We start from the raw sequence: 17,990 nt of genomic DNA, 5'->3' as shown, positions 1-17,990 counted from the left end.
AGGTTAGGAGGGCCAGGGACCCATCCATAATCAAGGATAACCAATCGCCCTAGAATGGGACAGACCAGAAACTAGATCCTATGGCGACTATCCACGGTAATTGGCAACCCTCCCACGGGGAAAACGGCGGCAAACTGTTTCTTTGGGCGGATACCTGGGGTCATCCTTTGCCAGAAACCATTGGCGATCGCCATCCCTTTGCGTTGGATCTGCCGGATTTGCTACAGGCCTGGTCGAATTTGCCCCTGGCCTTCCCCAAGGCGGATGGGGTGACAGAGGCAGCCCTTACTCTGCATTTACCCAGCCATCGCCAGCAAAAAATTCCCCTACCCTTTGTCACAGGGCAAGATCCGGTGGCCATGGATGCGAAATATCTCCACTGGCGATCGTGGCAGGTAACCGGGGTAAATCTGACCCCAAGCCAAACGTTAACGTTGCTCCAATCTATTCCCCTGGGGGGCCAAGCCTTAGCTAACTTAGGATCAGAGTTTTACTTTTACGGTCAACTGCACCGCTGGTGTTTAGATTTGGTGCTACGGGGTAAATTTGTGCCGGGACTGGAGCAAAGGGGGGAAGACGGTAATTACTATGCCCAATGGATTCCTATCCTCGATAGCATCCAAGACCAAACCCATTTAGCCCAATTTAGCCAGAGAGTACCTGCCTGCGCCCTGGCCAACCTGACTGACTCCCAGGAGCCCCAAATGTTGGTGGTGGATTTACTACAAAAATTATTGCAAGCCCAAATTGGTGCCGTCAGTCCCAGCCTAGCCAACGTTAAAGAAGTCTGGTTGAATGATTGGCTCCGGGGATTAACCCATGGGGGGCAAACCTCCCTCGGCACAGGCAAAGCTCTACAACGATTAGCCACATCCTTAGACCATTGGTATTTACCAGTCCAGAATTATTTGGGCCAAAAAAATAACCAAGCTTTAGCCCAACGGCAATGGCGGGGGGCTCTGCGGTTACAACCTCCAGCGGACGATGGGGGGGGAACCTGGCAACTGGATTATGGTTTACAAGCCCTGGATGACGGGGAATTTTGGCTCCCGGCGGCTTCCCTCTGGGCCATGGCCGGCGATCGCCTGGTGTGGCAGGGAAGGAGGGTTGACCAGGGGGCGGAAAGTTTACTGCGGGGCTTAGGGGTAGCTGCCCAAATTTACGAACCCATTGCTGCAAGTTTGACGGAAAGGTGTCCCACGGGCTGTGGGCTAGATGCCATCCAAGCCTACGAATTTATCCTGGCAATCGCCCATCAATTGCGGGATCGGGGGTTAGGGGTAATCCTCCCGCCGGGGTTAGAACGGGGCGGCACCGCCAAACGGTTAGGGGTAAAAGTGGTGGGGGAAGTGCAACGGCAAAGGGGCCAGCGGCTAACTCTGCAAAGTTTAATTAATTACGACTTGCAACTAATGATGGGGAGCGGGGACAATGCCCGGTTATTGACGGCCAAGGACTTTGAAGCGTTACTAGCCCAAAAATCTCCCCTGGTGGTGCTGGACGGAGAATGGATTACCCTGCAACCGGCGGACGTGCGGGCGGCCAAGGTCATTTTACAGCAGCAACAATCTGCCCCGCCCCTCACAGTGGAGGATGCTCTGCGCCTCAGCATTGGTGATTTACAAACCGTCTCTAAACTGCCGGTGACCCAGTTTGCTGCTCGGGGCATATTACAGGAATTGATCGACACCCTCCGTAACCCGGAAGGAGTGAAAGCCATTGCTGACCCACCGGGCTTTCAGGGTACTTTACGGCCCTACCAAGCTCGGGGAGTGGGCTGGTTAGCTTTTCTGGAACGGTGGGGGCTGGGGGCCTGTTTGGCAGACGATATGGGTTTGGGAAAAACACCCCAGTTGCTGGCTTTTCTGCTCCATTTAGCCGCGGAGGATATGTTAGTTAAGCCGGTGTTGATTGTTTGTCCTACGTCGGTGCTGAGCAATTGGGGTCATGAAATTAATAAGTTTGCGCCCCAACTTAAAACCCTATTGCACCATGGCGATCGCCGGAAAAAAGGGCAACCGTTGGTTAAACAGGTCAAAGACCAGCAAATTGTCCTCACCAGTTACGCTTTACTGCAACGGGATTTTAGTAGTTTGAAATTGGTGGACTGGCAGGGGATCGTGCTGGACGAAGCCCAAAATATCAAAAATCCCCAAGCTAAACAGTCCCAGGCGGCCCGGCAATTGCCAGCGGGTTTTCGCATTGCCCTCACGGGGACTCCGGTGGAAAATCGCCTGACGGAATTGTGGTCAATTTTAGAATTTTTAAATCCCGGTTTCCTGGGTAATCAGAGCTTTTTCCAACGGCGCTTTGCCAATCCCATCGAAAAATTTGGCGATCGCCAGTCGTTGTTAATTTTGCGGAATTTAGTGCGGCCGTTTATTTTGCGGCGGTTAAAAACCGACCAAACCATTATTCAAGATTTACCAGAAAAACAAGAAATGACCGTCTTCTGTGACCTTTCCCAAGAGCAAGCTGGTTTATATCAACAATTGGTGGAGGAATCCCTCCAGGCGATCGCCGACAGCGAAGGCATTCAAAGGCACGGTTTAGTTTTAACCCTATTAACCAAACTCAAACAGGTTTGTAACCATCCCGATCTATTGCTGAAAAAGCCCGCCATCACCCACGGGCACCAGTCCGGCAAGCTAATTCGTCTGGCGGAAATGCTGGAAGAAATCATCAGCGAAGGCGATCGGGTGTTAATTTTCACCCAATTTGCCAGTTGGGGTCATTTACTCAAACCCTATCTGGAAAAATACTTTAACCAAGAGGTGCTCTATCTCCACGGGGGCACTCCAGCAGAGCAACGGCAAGCTCTGGTGGAACGATTCCAACAGGACCCCAACAGTCCCTATTTATTTATCCTTTCTCTCAAGGCTGGCGGCACAGGGTTGAACCTCACGAGGGCTAACCATGTGTTCCATGTGGACCGGTGGTGGAATCCGGCGGTGGAAAATCAGGCTACCGATCGTGCTTTTCGCATTGGCCAAACTCGCAACGTCCAGGTGCACAAATTTGTCTGTACAGGCACCTTGGAAGAAAAAATTAACGCCATGATGGCGGATAAACAACAATTGGCAGAACAAACCGTGGATGCCGGGGAAAATTGGCTCACCCGCCTAGACACCGATAAACTCCGTCAGTTGCTTACCCTCTCCGCCACCCCGGTGGATTACCAAGCCGAAGCGTCCGATTGATGAAAGCACAAAAAAATACAGTAGGGAAAATTCATCTCCTACTGTGGGCCTCGATTTAACTTGAGGTCGAGTTATTTATTTTGCTAAAGCAATTTCCCTGCTTAGAGCATGTTTGGAAAGTTGAGTTTTGGCTGTTTAATCGCCCCTAGCCCCCCTTGGGAAGAGGGGAACTGTCGCAAAAGTCCCCTTTTTTAAGCCGGAGCTTTAGTGAGGAGATTTAGGGGGATAAATACCTAGCCTTGCACTTTTCAAACACTTTCTTAGAAAATTTGCTAGACAGAAAGTTCGCTCAGTTCCCTGGTCATATGGTCAAAGGGGGAAGCAATAAAATCTGTGCTGTTCAGGCTGGAATCCTCTGCCATGGCTTCAATCATTTCCTTCATGATCTGAATGCCCCGCACCGTGGGCCCAATGGGTACGCCCAGGGAATTGTAGGTTTCCCGTAGTCCCTGCAGAACCCGCTCATCGAGCACGTTGTTGTCTGCGGCAATCAGGGCATAGCTGGCATAGCGCAGATAATAGTCCATATCCCGCAAACAAGCGGAAAAACGACGGGTAGTGTAGGCATTACCACTGGGGCGGATTAGCTCAGGAATTTCTTCAAACAGTTGGGCAGCGGCCCGTTTGACGATGGTGGCCGAATTGGCGTTAATCATGGCGGCGGCGGCAATCCTAGCCGAACCGGACTCAAAATAAGCTTTGAGCTCGTCCATGGCGTTCCGGTCTAGATAGCGACCGGTCAAATCATAGTTTTTTATTAAAGTGGTAACCGCGTCTCGCATTTAAAAGGTTCTCCCAACGGCAGTTTATAGTTAAGGGGCTTGGGCAAGCCATTTTAGTTCTCCTACCTATCATTATTTCCGAGTGAACGCAAGTCAAGGGAGCCCTTACCCCTGCAATAAAACTACATATTTAGGCCGTCAGGGGCTTAAGTTTTTGCATTATTTTCTCGGTTAAATTCATGGCTAGGCCATTAACCCATTGACCAGCTTTGGCCAACTAGGCCCACCAGGGCACCAAAGACCACTAACCAATGGGAACTGATGGAAAATCGTCCCAGGGCGATCGCCCCGAGCACCGCTAAGCAGATGGTCAAGGGATCAATGAGGGCGGAACGGGCTAAACCAATGGTAGTGACCACCATTAAACCCCACGCACCGGCATTAACACCATCGAGGAAAGCTCGGAAAATTAAGGATTTTTGCAGGGTACTGACCCAGGGATTGACCAAGGCCACCAGTAAAAAAGATGGTAGAAAGATGCCCACCGTAGCGGCGATTGCCCCAGGGTTGCCGGCCAATAAATAACCAATAAAAGTTGCCGTGGTGAATAGTGGCCCAGGGGTGATTTGGCCAATGGCGATCGCATCCAATAATTGCTGGGAAGTCAGCCATTCCAAACGCTCCACGAGGTCAGCTTGCAAAAAAGCAAACAGTACGTAACCACCGCCATAGAGCAGGCAACCAATTTTCAGAAAAATGCCAAACACGGACCAAGGGTTGATGATTGTTACTGGTAACGCCGGGGCTGGAGCGATTTGACCTAGGGGTAAAAAAATCAGCGGTAAAGATTGAAAACGTCCCCGCCCAATTTGGATCAACACCAGGGCTAAGCCCGCCAGCAGTAATAGTAAAATTTCCGGCTTTCCCCAGGCCGTCCCCACCATGACCAACACCGCCGCCCCAATGGTGAGGGGATTTTTTAGTGCTTTCCGACCCAATTTCCATAAAGCTTGGCCAATCAGGGGAATGATCATTGGTTGGATGCCATAGAGCATATGGCCCACCGCTGGCACTGACTGGTAATGAACATAGGCGATCGCCAATAACCAGACCACTACCATGGCCGGCAAAATAAAGGCAACTCCGCCAATGATCAAACCTGCCCATTTGCCCCGCTCATAGCCCAGGTGAATGGCTAACTCAGTAGAATTAGGCCCGGGGATTAAATTGGTCACCCCAATCAAATCTAAAAATTTTTCGTGGCTGAGCCATTGTTGTCGCCGCACCACTTCTTCCTCCATCATGGCGGTGTGGGCCGCAGGGCCGCCAAAGGAAAACAGTCCTAACCGCAAAAATAAATAGGCCAACTCCTGCAATCGTTGCCATTTTTGCGGAGGCGTTAAAGTGCCATAGTCCACCGGGATAGTTTCCATCGGGGCTTCATTACTCACGATCAATAACCAACGGAAACTACAACAAAGTTTTACCCTAAGGTAATCGCTAACCTATGGACAATTGGCAAACAGAGAAAATTTTAATGGCCAACATCAACTGACCCCAGCCTTTGTGATGGCACAGCTATGAAGACCGAGTTAACATTCGATGCCTCCCGGATTTAAACCAAGACTATAAACCCAGTCGTCGGAGTTGGGGTTCGTTTCACTGTGATCGTAAAGTCCAGGATTAGGATATACCGGTGAGCCAGCAGTGGGGGCATCCCTTTCTCCGTCCTTGCCAAAGAAAGAAATATGGGCGTAACACTGGGAACCGTGGCGATCGTAATCGTATTGGGAATCAAAAGGAACCTGGCCACTCTGTCGGGTGTAAAAGCACTCAATTCCTGCTGGTTTAATATTACGGTTCACATCCGGGGGAAAAGTGCCATGTTCATAGCGATACACCGTTAATTCCTTGGCCATACAGCTCATCTGGGTTTTCGCTTCCGAGTACCTAGCCTTGTCTACTTGGGCCAGCAAGTTCGGCACGGCGATCGCCCCTAGAATACCAATAACGATCACAACAACTAATATTTCCAGCAAGGTGAATCCCGTCGAGCATGCCAGGGCATGGCGGAGCAAAAAAACATTATGACCTCTGAATGCGGTCTTAGATGAGTTCACGGCTCTAGGGATGGATTACTAAACAGGGGGAAAGCAAACCTCTTTCCTCACACTTCTAATCGAAAGCGTACCCAAAAGTCCTGGTTACTCAATCAGAAGGAATAGAATAGGAAGAAGATTATTTTTTCGTTTCCTTTCAGTTACTCCCCAGGGCATTGGAGCTTATAGATCCAGTTTAAAATAGTTTATTTAGATACCCGTACCATAAATAAAATGGGTAGAAGCCGCGGAAGAAGCTCCAGCAAAAACCTTAGCGACCCGGGGCTTAATAAATACTTTTTTTCCAGCTTTAGGATTAAGCTGTTGCCCTTGTTCCCGGTTTAGGTAAGCAAGCACAGCGGTGTTATCCATTAGCAATACTTCCACCTGGATTTCTGAACCGAGGTGAATAACTCTTTTGATGGTCCCCGCTACGCTGGCATCGTCCGCTTCCGTTAACAATTCAAAATCATGGGGTCGGACAAAAACCGGCTCTTGATGCCCATTATTGCTGGAGTGGGGTTCAAAAGCGTGGTAGTTAAAGAGGGAAGCATTACGGGGTAAAACATTAACTTCGCCAATGAAACCCATCACAAAAGGACTGGCAGGGTGCTCATAAATTTCTTCTGCAGTGCCCACTTGCTCGATTTTGCCATTACTCATCACCACAATTTCATCCGCCACTTCCATAGCCTCTTCCTGGTCATGGGTAACAAACACGCTGGTTAGATGCACTTCATCATGTAATTTTCGCAGCCAAGCCCGCAATTCTTTCCGTACTTTAGCATCCAGAGCCCCAAATGGTTCATCTAATAATAAAACCTGGGGTTGTACTGCTAAAGCCCTGGCTAAGGCTACCCGTTGCCGTTGGCCGCCAGAGAGTTGGGAGGGGTAACGATTACCTAAACCTTCCAATTGGATTAATGAAAGTAATTCCTCCACCCTTTCCTTAGTTTTCGCTGGGGGATGCTTGCGAATTTCCAAACCAAAAGCAATATTTTGTCGAATAGTTAAATGTTTAAACAAAGCGTAGTGCTGAAAAACAAAACCAATGTTGCGCTTACGAATATCCACATGGGTGGCATCCTGACCATTAATAATAATTTGCCCTTGATCCGGCTCTTCCAATCCGGCGATCGCCCTGAGCAAAGTTGATTTTCCGGAACCGGAAGGGCCCAATAAGGCAACTAACTTACCATCGGGAACTTCTAGGTTAATATCTTTTAAAGCAGTAAAATCGCCAAATTGTTTAGAAACGTTATTAATAATAATACTCATGATGTCCTCAGTTAAATATAAGAGAAGTTAGATTGTCAAACTCAAAAATGGTGTTAGTTTCAGGCTATGTTGACAAAATTTTGGTCTGTCCCCTCCGCAGTTCCAGTAATACCTGGTACTTTTATTTAGTTTCCCGGAAATTTGGCAGGGAAAGTGAAAGGTTAAACAGCTTTATGATGCCCGGTGCGCTGCTCTAAAATTTCCTTTAGAACTAGGGTCACCACTGCCAATAAAGCTAATACCACCGCTGCCCCAAAGGCCGCTTCCGTTTGATAGTTTTTGTATTCCTGCTCCACAAAAATAGGTAATGTACTGGTTTTGCCCAGAATACTGCCGGAAACCACCGCCACTGCGCCAAACTCTCCCATGGCCCGAGCATTGGTTAACAGAACTCCATAAAGTAAGCCCCAGCGAATATTGGGTAAGGTAACCCGCCAGAAAATTTGCCAATCTTTAGCCCCTAAAGTGCGGGCCGCTTCCTCCTGTTCTGGTCCCAATTCTTCTAGTACGGGAATTACTTCCCTGGCCACGAAGGGCAAGGTAACAAAAATAGTGGCGATCGCCATGCCGGGCACAGAAAAAATAATCTGAATATCCCAGCTAGCAAACCAGCTACCGATCCAGCCATTTTTGCCGTAGAGGAGAACAATCATTAAACCTGCGACTACGGGAGAGATGGAGAAAGGTAAATCTAAAACGCTTAAAAATAAGGCTCGACCGGGAAATTGATTGCGGGCTAAAACCCAAGCGGCACAGAGACCAAATACCGTGTTCAAAGGAACGGAAATCAGCGCCATGACAACGGTTAATTGCAGGGCCGACTGAAAATTTCGATCTCCCATAGCTTGTATAAATGGCTCTACTCCTTTATGAAAAGCCTCATAAAAAACGGCGATCGCCGGCAGTAGTAAAACTAAAATTAAATAAAATAAAGCTAGGGCAATGAGTAGATATTTAACTTTAAAAGTTTTCGGTAAATTAATCGTTAGCATAGCGGCGACCCCATTGTTGCAGTAGGTTAATAATTAGCAATAAAATCAGAGAAACAGATAACAGTACTGCCCCAATTACCGTTGCAGCAGGATAATCATATTGTTCCAACCGCTCAAACACTAACACCGGGGCAATCAGATCTTTAAAAGGAATATTGGAAGCAATTAAAACCACCGAGCCATATTCCCCCACTGCCCTGGAAAACCCCAAAGCAATCCCTGTTAAAATCGGCGGAATTAAAGGGGGAAAAATTACCCGCCAAAAAGTTTGGAATTCCGTTGCCCCTAAGGACCATGCTGCTTCCTCTGCCTCTTCTTCCAACTCCTGTAAAACTGGCTGTAGAGTTCGCACAATAAAAGGCAGGGAAATGAAAACCATAGCCACAAATACCCCCAGGCGACTGAAAGCTATTTGAATGCCAAATGGAGCAAAAAAGCGACCTACCCAACCCGTTTGACTATACAAAGTAGCCAACACTAAACCAGCAACGGAGGTGGGCAGAGCAAAGGGTAAATCCACCATGGCATCAACAATTTTTTTGCCTGGAAATTGACAGCGGACTAGCACCCATGCCACTAAAGTGCCCATTACACCGTTGACCAGCCCTGCCGCCAGAGCCGTGATAAAGGTGACGTTATAGGTGGAAATGGCGATAGGAGTGGTGGCAATTTGCCAAAATCCTTCTAAACCCAAGGAGGCAGATTTAACTAAGAGAGCTGCAATGGGTAATACCAAAATTAGTAACAGATAAATAATTGTTACTACCCAGGGTATAGAAATAGATTGCCAAAAACTAAACCTATTGAGTTGTTTAGACGGGGAAGAAAAAGGAAGATTTGTGGTCATGTTACCAGCCGTCGGACTCCTGGTCTAAAACTATGGTGACTTGCAATTGCTCTAGGTAAGCTAGGGCGTTATTAATTGCTTGGGCATGGCCAATTAAAGTTAGTTTAAATTGACCTTGACCGCCGTTAGTGCCCAAAGTTGCCGCGAGGATATTTACCTGGAGTTGGTAACGGCTCACCAGTTGGGTGACAATCGGTTCTTGACGATAGCTTTCGGGAATAGTTAGGTAAAGGGTTACCTCGGTAGTTCGTTGAGAACTCTGGCTATGGAGGTGGGAGAAAGTTTGTGCTTGCATGGGTTAATTAGCTTCAATCAAAACTGCTTGGAATTGTTATTGCCTACCAATTTTGGTAATAACTTTGTCGAAAATACCCCCTTCATCAAAGAATTCTGCTTGGGCTTTTTTCCAACCGCCGAACTCTTCAATGGTGGCTAAATTCTCAACTTTGGGATATTGGCTAGCAAACTTAGCCAAAACTTCTTCATTCACAGGGCGGAATCCGGTTTCAGCAAAAATTTGTTGTGCTTCTGGGGTGAACAAATATTGCACAAAGGCGTCAGCTACTTCCCTGGTACCTTTTTTGTCCACGGTAGTATCCACAACAGCGACAGGGCCGCTAATGGAAACATTGAAATCCTGGGGAATGATATAGGGTTGATTTTCCCCTTTTTGCTTGGCTAATAGCACTTCGTTTTCATAATTGAGCAAAACGTTGCCCTGACCCTGTTTATAAAAAACATCGGTGGACTCCCGCGCATCCTTTGGTAATACTGGAGCATTAGCTAAAACCTTACCAGCAAAATCAAAGGCTTGTTCTTCTGTGCCTCCGGTTTTGGTTACCGAACCCCAAATGCCGAGGAAATTCCAGCGAGCCCCCCCGGAAGTTTTTGGGTTGGCGGTAATCACTTTGACTTCAGGGTTGGCCAAATCTGCCCATTTTTCTACTTTGATGTTGTCCGATGCTTTGGTCACAAAGGCGATGACCGAGTTAGTCACAATCGATCCATTGGGGGCTTCCTGTTCCCACCCCGGCTGAATCAGCCCTGCACTTTCAATTTTTTGCACGTCGGAACTGAGGGCTAAGGCAACAATATCCGCTTCTAGACCATCCACCACGGCCCTAGTTTGACTGCCGGAACCGCCATAGCTTTGCTCAAAGGTGACATCTTGACCGGTTTTGCTTTTCCATTCTTCGGTGAATTTGGGAATGATTTTTTCAAAGGCATCCCTGGTAACGGCGTAGCTGACCAAGGTCAAATTAGCGGGGGCCTGGCTAGCATTTTCCCCTTGCCCTGGCTCGGTGGTGGTGGTGGTGTTGCAAGCGGTGATACTGCCCACCATCAAAACGGCGATCACCGAAAATCCCCAGCCAAAAGCAGATCGAGCCATCGTTAACTCCTTGAAATTGTGACCTGTGTGTAATCTCGATAAATCATAGTTGAATTTGAAATGTTTTGCAATTTATTTTTAAAATGCACATAAAAATATTTTGCTCGCATCGTTAATGTTTTGTTATTCGTGTGAATTCTCCGTTCTGTCGGGATTCGGTCTGTGTCATGATTGAGCTGGGGTTTGCCCGACCGTGAACTGGGGCACTGGACGTTATCTCTGAGTTCTATGGCTAAACGATCGCCTGCTTTATCCCCTGCCCTGCCGGAACGATTAGTGCAAGAAAGCTATCTTTTTCGGGGCATGGATCTCCCCTTGGTGGCGGATTATCTTGCTTCAGCAGAACTTAAAATCGAAAAACTGTTTTCCAATCGACCCATTTACACTGCATTTCTGCCGGATCAAACCCTGGATAATCTTTATGTGATGTTGGATGATGGTGTCGTCATCACCCGTAGCACTCCTCTGGACCGCATCATTGCCATTAACTATGCTGGCAGTTGCTTTGGTTGGCGCAGTTTGCCCTTTAGCTATGGTTTGGCCAGTAAATCTTTTCCTTGTTCTGTCGAGGTTTATAAGACCACCCACGTCATTAAAATTCCCCTCGCTACTGTTGAGCAAATTTATGAAAATAGCGAAATTTTTCGGGAACGGTATCGTTTTCTATTTGAATTACAACAAAAATTTGAATATCATCTGCTCAATTGCAGTACCTACCCTCCCCAAGCGGTGGCGAGTTTACTGCGGGCGTTGATTTATCAAGAAAGAGAACTGGGCAACCAACCCGATCGCCAGGGGAATTATATTTTCGATTTGCCCATTGATATGATCGCCAGGGCTTGCCAGCTCAATCAAAGAACGGTGGAGCAGGTGCTGAAGGGTATGCAAAAACACCATCTGATTGCCATTCCCAAGGGAGAAAAAGAAGACTTAATTCAAATTCTGGCCCCGGAAGGACTCAAGGAAGTTTACAGTGCCACCCGGGAAAAGGTTAACTGGTGGCCCTTGAAATAAGGACTAAGAAGTTAACAGTAATGGCTGAATTGTTACCCGCACAACTCAACCGGTGGGAGCCGCATCATTCAATCGCTTGCCGTTGTTTTTGTCGTTGGGGAATGGATAAAGGTTCTTGGCGGATGGGAGATTGTCCGCACTGCTGGAGCAAATGCAACGCTACCCGTTGTAGGGCTAGGTCCTGTTCAATGTCTAAAAAAGCTTGGAGGTATAAGGCCAGTTCTCTCGGGTTCGGAGAGTCTGGACTGGGCTGATTTTGCCATTGTTGTAACTGACGCAGGGCAATTAATTTCTGCAGGCGATCGCCATGGGCCAGGTAATGCAAACAACGGTCAAAATCGGAAACTGGGGCAGTGAGTAATTTGGGAGCAGCCACTTTTCGCCGTTGCCAGAGCAATAATCCTACTGTAGCGAGGGAACCCAAACCCTGCAAAATAATGCCCGTGGCCAACCAAGGATTTTCCACTTCCGACCACACCATGGTGGCCATATAGGTGCCGACCGCAGTTAAACCACCTCCACCACCGGCAATGGTCAATCGACCCTGGGGTCCAGAAAAAAACTGGTGCCACTGTTTGGCTTGGAGTTCCTGGTGATGGGTCAAAAGCCAATAGACCAACCGCATACTACCTACCCCCAGGCCCGTGGCAAGCATCAGTCGCCATTCCGTTGCCCAGAGCATAGTCACCAAAAAAGCCCCCCCACTCCAGGGGCCCCAACGGTATAGCCAGCGATACTCAGTCAAACGAAGGGCCAGGGCTGTAATTTCCTTGGGGGAAAGGGGCAAAAACTGACCGGTTGATTTCACCGACGTAGCCGATTTTTTGGAGGGAAACCAAACCTGGGTCACAGCAAATTCCTGCGATGTGTGATGATGGCCATATTGCCCTTGTCAGGCAGTCTATTTACTATATCAAGATTCGACATGGAGACTTTTTGGCCAGAGGTTTTGAGCTTTTGTCAGTCCACCACCAAGGCGATCGCCACAGAGTTGGTGGCCCAATCCGCCAGAATCCCTGCCCAACGCAAAGCCGACGGTAGTTTGGTCACCGCCGCCGATCAATGGTCTGACCAGGAATTGCGCCAACGTATTGCCGTCCAATTTCCCGACCATGGAGTGCTGACGGAGGAAACCGCCCACATTTTTCCTGCTAATGACTGGTGTTGGATTGTCGATCCCATTGATGGCACCACCAATTTCGCCAGGGGCATTCCCATCTGGGGCATTTCCCTTGGCCTACTCTACCGGGGCACACCAGTGTTTGGTTTTCTCCATTTTCCTTTACTACAGCAATCCTTTTGGGGCTATTGGCTAGAAAATTCTGGGTTAACCGGGCCCCAGGGGGCCTTTCTGAATGGGGAACCAATCCAGGTTAGTGACGCCGAGCCTAGTCAAAATCATTTGTTTAATCTTTGTGCCCGTAGCGCCGGAATTTTAACCAATCCCTTTCCCTGTAAATTGAGGCTCATTGGGGTTAGTAGTTACAATCTGGCCCTGGTGGCCCTAGGGGCTGCCCTCGGGGGAACGGAAAAAACACCAAAAATTTGGGACATTGCTGGAGCCTGGCCAATCCTGTTGGCCGCCGGAGGGGAATTTCTTTGCCTCCGCCCCGAACCATTGTTTCCGCTTACGATAGGAGAAGACTATGGCGATCGCCCCTATCCCTGCATTACCGCCAGTCGCAGGGAACTTATGGAACAATTCAAACCCCTAGTCTTAGCAGCGCAGTGAAGATGACCCGGAATAGATTTTTAAAGCACCCAGACTCCCCAGATTTGGGGCGAACATCAAAGTCTCCTGGTATTGAGGGAGCTTGATTGGGTAAATTTGTGCTCTACACCAAAACCTTGCTAAGGGATTTTCAAATTTTTTCATGGCCCATTGGTCTGACAAAAGTTAACCGTTGAGCGACGGAAATGGTACGAACAATTAACATTATGGCGAGCAAATTCTTTATATTTTTTGAAGATTTGCCCCCCCATGCAGGTAACTGTTGTTACAAAGCCTTGACATTGACTTTGTTAGATTAACAGGGAACTTTCAGTCAGGGGTCTAGATCGGTGAATCCAGTCTACATATCAGTCGTAGAGGGTAACCCCCATCTCCGCTCTCTATTGAGCTGGCACCTCCAGCAGAGCGGCTACCTTGTCCAACAATGTAGCGGTTTCCACCAAGCCCGCCAGGCATTTAATAACCAATTGCCCACCCTGGCCGTGATTGATTCTGACCTTACTGATGGGGATGGCATTGAGCTTTGCCGTTGGTTATATCAACAGCACCAGTCAATGATTTTTATTCTTTCCGCCAAGGACACAGAAAAAGACATTGTCCATGGGTTAAAGGCTGGGGCTGATGATTATCTAACCAAGCCCTTTGGCATGCAGGAATTTTTAGCCCGCATAGAATGTCTAATTCGCCGGGTCCGCACTGTGGCCGCCCCTTTGTTGTTGGATTATGGAGTACTAAAAATTGATTTGGTACAGCGTCGAGTGGAATATCAGGGCAATTTTGTCGACCTCACCCCCCAGGAATTCAGTTTGCTCTACGTGCTGACCCAAGCGGAAGGTAGTGCCCTCAGCCGCACAGAGCTACTCCGCCGGGCCTGGCCCGAGGCGATCGACAATCCCCGCACCATCGACACCCACGTCCTTTCCCTCCGGAAAAAAATTGAGACAGACCCCAGGCAACCCAGTCTAATTCAGACTGTGCGAAATGTGGGCTACCGTTTTAACTCGTCTATTTTGGAAGAGAAGAAAGTTGTGGCGGAGAAACCTGTTACCCTTTCCCCCGCCGGAGTCTCTGTACTTACCTAGGGGAAGAAAAACTGCCGTAATAAAGCTCCTCTGTTTTGACTGTCAACACCTGGGGAGGAGTAGCATCGGGGGGATACATCAAATCCACCGTCACTTCCCGTTGTTCCCCCGGTTGCATATTCAAAGTGATGAGGGGATTGCTCATTTCTCCCCGCCGTTGGGTGAGGTGAAAAAAGCGCTCCTGGGATTGGTTGTCTCCATCCACATAACTAACCCTGACGGTGCCCCGGAAAAATATCTGCCCGCTGGGTTGGCGCATAAAGAATAGGCGATCGTTATATTGATCCTGTTTGATCGGGGTTTGCAGGGTGAGGGAAACGCTTTGTCTATTATTGGTCACATTTTTGAGGGGCAGTTTCAACTGGTAATGAACGCCGTAGTTGCCATGGGCGAGGTAAGCGGTATCAGGGTAGCGGGCCAGCATAGGGGCACTCTGTACCTGTTGGGTGGCATAGGTACCCACACTGACGGTACTGAGGGGATAGGAAAAAGCTCTGCCCCGTTGGGGAATACTGAGGAATTGAGCCTTGGGGTTATCCACCAGGGTGGCTTGCCAAGAAGCCCCTTGGGAAATGCCGGCTACCCTTCCATAAATGGGGGTGCGGGGTGCTCCGGGGCGGATTTGGTCCGGCGGAGTGGGGGCCAAGTCTCTGGGGTAGGCCAAATAACCTCGATATAGCATTGCTTGCCAATTGTCCAACGTAGGGGGGCGATAGGTCACTTTGGGGGTAGGCAGGTTAGCGCCGGCGCTGGCAGTATCTACCACCGGGGTGTATTCTGGCACAGCGTACATAGCCAGATTGGCCATGTAAATAGGGCCATTGCTCTGGAGTCGGAGGTAAGTGGAACGGGCACTGCTGCGATTGATGGCCAGGGAAAATAACAATCTGGTTTGCCCCGGGGGAATAATCACTTGGCTGGGGAAGCCAGCTTGGGTGTTGCCCCGCAGTAATTGACTCATTAATTTAGAACCAGGGCCAGAGAAGAATTGTCCGTGGGGATCTTCTACGCTGGGGGCCAGGTTAATAAAGGGGGCATCGGGGCCGGTGAGGTAACTGCCACCCTGGAGAATGCGGACAGTGATGGTTCTGTCGGTGGGATTACCCATTAACACTCCTTGGTAAAGGGTGCGGGAATCCCTTGGCCGGGCGATGTGATGGGAGAAAAAGTCAAAGCGACCGTTGAGGGCTTTGTTGAGGTGGGCGTTGGGGTAGTATTTACGGTCTGCGGGAAAGGTGGAAAGTAAAATTCCTTCCCCTTCTACTACTTCTGGACTGTTGCTGTTAAAAACGGGTATTTGGTCAAGTTGCCCCGGCAAAGGTCTTATTTCCTGCGGCTGCACAATATAATCTGCTTCGATCGGCTGGATGGGGGCGGTGACGATTTGAGCCAACATCATGGGGGAAAGCAGTGGGATCATAGTTTGTCCGCTGAAATAGAATTTGACAGGCTGTTGGGAGTCATAAGGAAATTAGCTTTTACTTAGAGTGCTATTTGGAACTTGTCTTGTCAAGTTGCCGTCTCGGACTATTTGACTTTGTGGGTAGAGAATTTTTGCCTTCCCCAGGGGTCAGTGACCGGATTCTGGGGTTAAAACCGTTGATAGAGGGGTTATGACTGTGATTTTTCGTGGTTGGCTGAGTTTGTTACCTTCTAGCTTGGTTATTTTTTCGGCGATCGCCAGTGTAGGGAGTGTAGGGGCCCAGGAGCCGGGGGAAAACCCGTTAGATTTGGAGCCTGCCATGGTGGAAAGTAGTCCTACTTTGCAACGGTGGTGGGAGGAAACCCCCGATTTATTTGAGCAAAATAACAATGATCCAGCTTTTTTAACGAGGGTGCGCTTGGGTTATAACTATTTTCCCGACGATGACCAATCCAGTGGGGCGGCGATCGGCGTGGAAGACTTATTTGTTGGCCAATCCCCTTTGAGTGTGAGCGGTGACTATTACACCAATTTTGCTGGACAACAGGGGGGCGGGGCGAATCTGCAATACTATCTCTTGCCTCTGGGTTGGTACGTCAATGTCACTCCCCTGCTTGGTTACCGGGCGATCGCCCAAAATGATTACCACAGTGAGGGGTTTAATGTGGGGGGCAAAGTGGTCTTGGCCCTTTCCCGCACCGGAGCGGCGGACATCAGCTTCAGCCAAAATTTTGTTGCTCCTGGGGGCACAGCAGAAGTGGGCGTTAGCACCCTTTCCGTGGGCTATGCGTTGACTCCCCAATGGCGCATTGCCACAGATGTACAACGGCAAAATTCCCCCGCCTACCGGGAAAGTCGCTTTGGAGTTTATCTGGAGTGGCAACCCCAGCAACGTTAGCTGGGCTGGAAATCTTGCCAAACTGGTGGGGGAAACTTTCTGTGGTATGATGCTTAATCGCCGAGGAATCGGTGAACCCCAATTGTTGGGGGTGTGGCGGAATGGTAGACGCTGCGGATTTAAAATCCGTTGAGCCTTATAAGCTCGTGAGAGTTCGAGTCTCTCCACCCCCATTAAAACTTTCTCTTTTTTCTCCTAGGTTTAGGCTGGCTATTCGCTGGTCCCCACCATTTGTCCTAGGGCAGCTTGGCTAGCGGCCTGATAGATTTGCGTTAATGCCTGTTTAATTTCCCTGGCCACTTCGTAATTCAAAGGCAGATCTCCCAGGCGTTCAATCTGTTGCAGTGGGTTGTCCGGTGGGGCGATCGCCGTCAATTCCGGCACCAATTCCCCCCCATACTGCCAAAATTCTTTGATAGCTTGCTGTTGCTCTGCTTTGGTTTCTTTTTGGGGCTTGGCAATTGTTGTCCCTTCCTCCACATCAATATCAATGGCGATCGCCATTGAGTCACTCCAAAGATCTGGATCATAGGTGGCCAACTGGGCTGGACTAAGCTGTCGATAACAACTCAACTGCTCTAGCAACTCACTCCGGCTCCGACCCCGCAAACGAAAAATTACAAACGGATCTTCTTGAAAATGGTCTGCCAACTGATAGTACACCGCACCGATATGCTTGCAGGGATTGGCTTTGTCTGGACAGCTACAGCGGGAATGCACCTCCCCCAAAGTGAAGGGGAACAAATTTAAACCATTTTGCACAAATACCTGCTCAATGCTGGGGGGCATGGCTCCACCGAGCAACTGGGCTGCGTATAGGGCCTGTTGCGCTAGGGTTGCCACCACATAATGCCAATCCTCATCACTGAAGCAATCCAACCCCAGGGTGACTTGATAGGGGTCCACCTCTGTGCCCTGCACCAGGGCAGTTAGCTTACTCTCAACAAACTGCAAACTAAGGACATTGCCCTCCCTGGCATAATTCCTCGCCCGCTCGAGGCGCTTTTTAAATCGGTAGGAATCTAATAGCTCTAACCATCGATCCACCCACCATTGCCGTTGTTCGATCTTGGCTTCCATCAAATTTAGCAATTCTACCCTCTATGGCCAAAGGTTTCTGACTAAAATCACCACTGTAATTAATGGGGAATGGGGATTTTTCCCCAACCATCCTATAACGATTCCCATAGCGAAGATCGAGACGGTTAGAACCAACAGTCACTGAAACCTTCTCAGAAATAGATTTAAGATTTATCCCCGGTTGTCTTGTCCTAGCCTACCTAAAATTTTTTCTAAAGTTTTACTGGGGGGGG

Annotated in this window: 16 protein-coding genes and 1 tRNA gene; 6 read left to right on the top strand and 11 right to left on the bottom strand. The window is 49.0% G+C overall.

The features are described 5' to 3' along the window. The first annotated feature begins 80 nt into the window (after positions 1-80). Complete coding sequence (locus tag SYNPCCP_RS15350) at positions 81-3,200, top strand: DEAD/DEAH box helicase (protein ID WP_010874141.1); 3,120 nt, start codon at positions 81-83, stop codon at positions 3,198-3,200. A 272-nt stretch (positions 3,201-3,472) separates the two neighbouring features. On the opposite strand, the gene apcB is transcribed toward SYNPCCP_RS15350, so the two are convergent. The 8 genes from apcB to SYNPCCP_RS15310 form a co-directional block, all read right to left on the bottom strand. Continuing rightward, positions 3,473-3,982, bottom strand: coding sequence for an allophycocyanin subunit beta (gene apcB / locus SYNPCCP_RS15345; protein WP_010874140.1), 510 nt, complete (start codon positions 3,980-3,982; stop codon positions 3,473-3,475). A gap of 191 nt (positions 3,983-4,173) precedes the next feature. Continuing rightward, entirely contained in the window at positions 4,174-5,373 is a 1,200-nt protein-coding gene (locus SYNPCCP_RS15340; protein WP_010874139.1) for a chromate transporter, read from the bottom strand. A gap of 141 nt (positions 5,374-5,514) precedes the next feature. Then, positions 5,515-6,042 (bottom strand): type II secretion system protein GspG, encoded by a 528-nt coding sequence (locus SYNPCCP_RS15335; RefSeq protein WP_010874138.1) that lies wholly within the window; start codon positions 6,040-6,042, stop codon positions 5,515-5,517. 189 nt (positions 6,043-6,231) lie between these two features. Next, a complete protein-coding gene (locus tag SYNPCCP_RS15330; protein ID WP_010874137.1) occupies positions 6,232-7,299 on the bottom strand; it encodes a sulfate/molybdate ABC transporter ATP-binding protein in 1,068 nt (355 codons plus the stop codon). Between the two features lie 161 nt (positions 7,300-7,460). Then, complete coding sequence (cysW, locus tag SYNPCCP_RS15325; protein ID WP_010874136.1) at positions 7,461-8,291, bottom strand: sulfate ABC transporter permease subunit CysW; 831 nt, start codon at positions 8,289-8,291, stop codon at positions 7,461-7,463. Further along, positions 8,278-9,138: a sulfate ABC transporter permease subunit CysT gene (cysT, locus tag SYNPCCP_RS15320; protein WP_010874135.1), complete on the bottom strand. Its 861-nt coding sequence runs from the start codon at positions 9,136-9,138 to the stop codon at positions 8,278-8,280. Before cysT ends, cysW begins: the two co-directional genes overlap by 14 nt. A gap of 1 nt (position 9,139) precedes the next feature. Then, entirely contained in the window at positions 9,140-9,433 is a 294-nt protein-coding gene (locus SYNPCCP_RS15315) for an NIL domain-containing protein (protein WP_010874134.1), read from the bottom strand. Between the two features lie 36 nt (positions 9,434-9,469). Next, complete coding sequence (locus SYNPCCP_RS15310) at positions 9,470-10,528, bottom strand: sulfate ABC transporter substrate-binding protein (protein WP_010874133.1); 1,059 nt, start codon at positions 10,526-10,528, stop codon at positions 9,470-9,472. Positions 10,529-10,756: 228 nt separating this feature from the next. Between SYNPCCP_RS15310 and SYNPCCP_RS15305 the strand changes: the two genes are divergently transcribed. Then, positions 10,757-11,542 carry a Crp/Fnr family transcriptional regulator gene (locus tag SYNPCCP_RS15305; protein WP_010874132.1) on the top strand — a complete coding sequence of 262 codons (786 nt, stop codon included), beginning with the start codon at positions 10,757-10,759 and terminating at the stop codon, positions 11,540-11,542. A gap of 64 nt (positions 11,543-11,606) precedes the next feature. Here SYNPCCP_RS15305 and SYNPCCP_RS15300 read toward each other — a convergent pair whose 3' ends face one another. After that, positions 11,607-12,392, bottom strand: coding sequence for a hypothetical protein (locus tag SYNPCCP_RS15300; RefSeq protein ID WP_010874131.1), 786 nt, complete (start codon positions 12,390-12,392; stop codon positions 11,607-11,609). Between the two features lie 75 nt (positions 12,393-12,467). Here SYNPCCP_RS15300 and SYNPCCP_RS15295 point away from each other — a divergent pair, with 75 nt between their 5' ends. Together SYNPCCP_RS15295 and SYNPCCP_RS15290 are read left to right on the top strand one after the other, a co-directional pair. Then, the gene (locus SYNPCCP_RS15295; protein WP_014407159.1) at positions 12,468-13,274 is read left to right on the top strand and encodes an inositol monophosphatase family protein; all 807 of its coding nucleotides are present in this window, start codon (positions 12,468-12,470) and stop codon (positions 13,272-13,274) included. Between the two features lie 329 nt (positions 13,275-13,603). Further along, positions 13,604-14,356, top strand: a complete 753-nt coding sequence (locus tag SYNPCCP_RS15290) for a response regulator transcription factor (protein ID WP_010874129.1) — start codon at positions 13,604-13,606, stop codon at positions 14,354-14,356. Here the strand turns inward: SYNPCCP_RS15290 and SYNPCCP_RS15285 are convergent. Further along, positions 14,349-15,776 carry a DUF3370 domain-containing protein gene (locus SYNPCCP_RS15285; protein ID WP_010874128.1) on the bottom strand — a complete coding sequence of 476 codons (1,428 nt, stop codon included), beginning with the start codon at positions 15,774-15,776 and terminating at the stop codon, positions 14,349-14,351. The genes SYNPCCP_RS15290 and SYNPCCP_RS15285 overlap by 8 nt on opposite strands. A 193-nt stretch (positions 15,777-15,969) precedes the next feature. Here SYNPCCP_RS15285 and SYNPCCP_RS15280 point away from each other — a divergent pair, with 193 nt between their 5' ends. Both SYNPCCP_RS15280 and SYNPCCP_RS15275 read left to right on the top strand, forming a co-directional pair. Beyond that, entirely contained in the window at positions 15,970-16,677 is a 708-nt protein-coding gene (locus SYNPCCP_RS15280; RefSeq protein WP_010874127.1) for a hypothetical protein, read from the top strand. Positions 16,678-16,764: 87 nt separating this feature from the next. After that, positions 16,765-16,850, top strand: a tRNA-Leu gene (locus tag SYNPCCP_RS15275). A 37-nt stretch (positions 16,851-16,887) separates the two neighbouring features. Here the strand turns inward: SYNPCCP_RS15275 and SYNPCCP_RS15270 are convergent. Further along, on the bottom strand, positions 16,888-17,757 hold the full coding sequence (locus tag SYNPCCP_RS15270) for an SWIM zinc finger family protein (RefSeq protein ID WP_010874126.1): 870 nt from the start codon (positions 17,755-17,757) through the stop codon (positions 16,888-16,890). Between the last annotated feature and the right edge of the window lie 233 nt (positions 17,758-17,990).

The organism is Synechocystis sp. PCC 6803 substr. PCC-P (genome assembly GCF_000284455.1).
GTDB lineage: Bacteria > Cyanobacteriota > Cyanobacteriia > Cyanobacteriales > Microcystaceae > Synechocystis.
Note: the sequence above shows the minus strand (reverse complement) of the source record. Positions and strands in the feature narration are given on the sequence as shown.

Excerpts from the sequence above, each read along its gene's own strand:
- SYNPCCP_RS15350 (WP_010874141.1), top strand. The coding sequence starts at position 81 with ATGGCGACTATCCACGGTAATTGGCAACCCTCCCACGGGGAAAACGGC.
- apcB (WP_010874140.1), bottom strand. The coding sequence starts at position 3,982 with ATGCGAGACGCGGTTACCACTTTAATAAAAAACTATGATTTGACCGGT.
- SYNPCCP_RS15330 (WP_010874137.1), bottom strand. The coding sequence starts at position 7,299 with ATGAGTATTATTATTAATAACGTTTCTAAACAATTTGGCGATTTTACT.
- cysW (WP_010874136.1), bottom strand. The coding sequence starts at position 8,291 with ATGCTAACGATTAATTTACCGAAAACTTTTAAAGTTAAATATCTACTC.
- cysT (WP_010874135.1), bottom strand. The coding sequence starts at position 9,138 with ATGACCACAAATCTTCCTTTTTCTTCCCCGTCTAAACAACTCAATAGG.
- SYNPCCP_RS15315 (WP_010874134.1), bottom strand. The coding sequence starts at position 9,433 with ATGCAAGCACAAACTTTCTCCCACCTCCATAGCCAGAGTTCTCAACGA.
- SYNPCCP_RS15310 (WP_010874133.1), bottom strand. The coding sequence starts at position 10,528 with ATGGCTCGATCTGCTTTTGGCTGGGGATTTTCGGTGATCGCCGTTTTG.
- SYNPCCP_RS15305 (WP_010874132.1), top strand. The coding sequence starts at position 10,757 with ATGGCTAAACGATCGCCTGCTTTATCCCCTGCCCTGCCGGAACGATTA.
- SYNPCCP_RS15295 (WP_014407159.1), top strand. The coding sequence starts at position 12,468 with ATGGAGACTTTTTGGCCAGAGGTTTTGAGCTTTTGTCAGTCCACCACC.
- SYNPCCP_RS15285 (WP_010874128.1), bottom strand. The coding sequence starts at position 15,776 with ATGATCCCACTGCTTTCCCCCATGATGTTGGCTCAAATCGTCACCGCC.
- SYNPCCP_RS15280 (WP_010874127.1), top strand. The coding sequence starts at position 15,970 with ATGACTGTGATTTTTCGTGGTTGGCTGAGTTTGTTACCTTCTAGCTTG.
- SYNPCCP_RS15270 (WP_010874126.1), bottom strand. The coding sequence starts at position 17,757 with ATGGAAGCCAAGATCGAACAACGGCAATGGTGGGTGGATCGATGGTTA.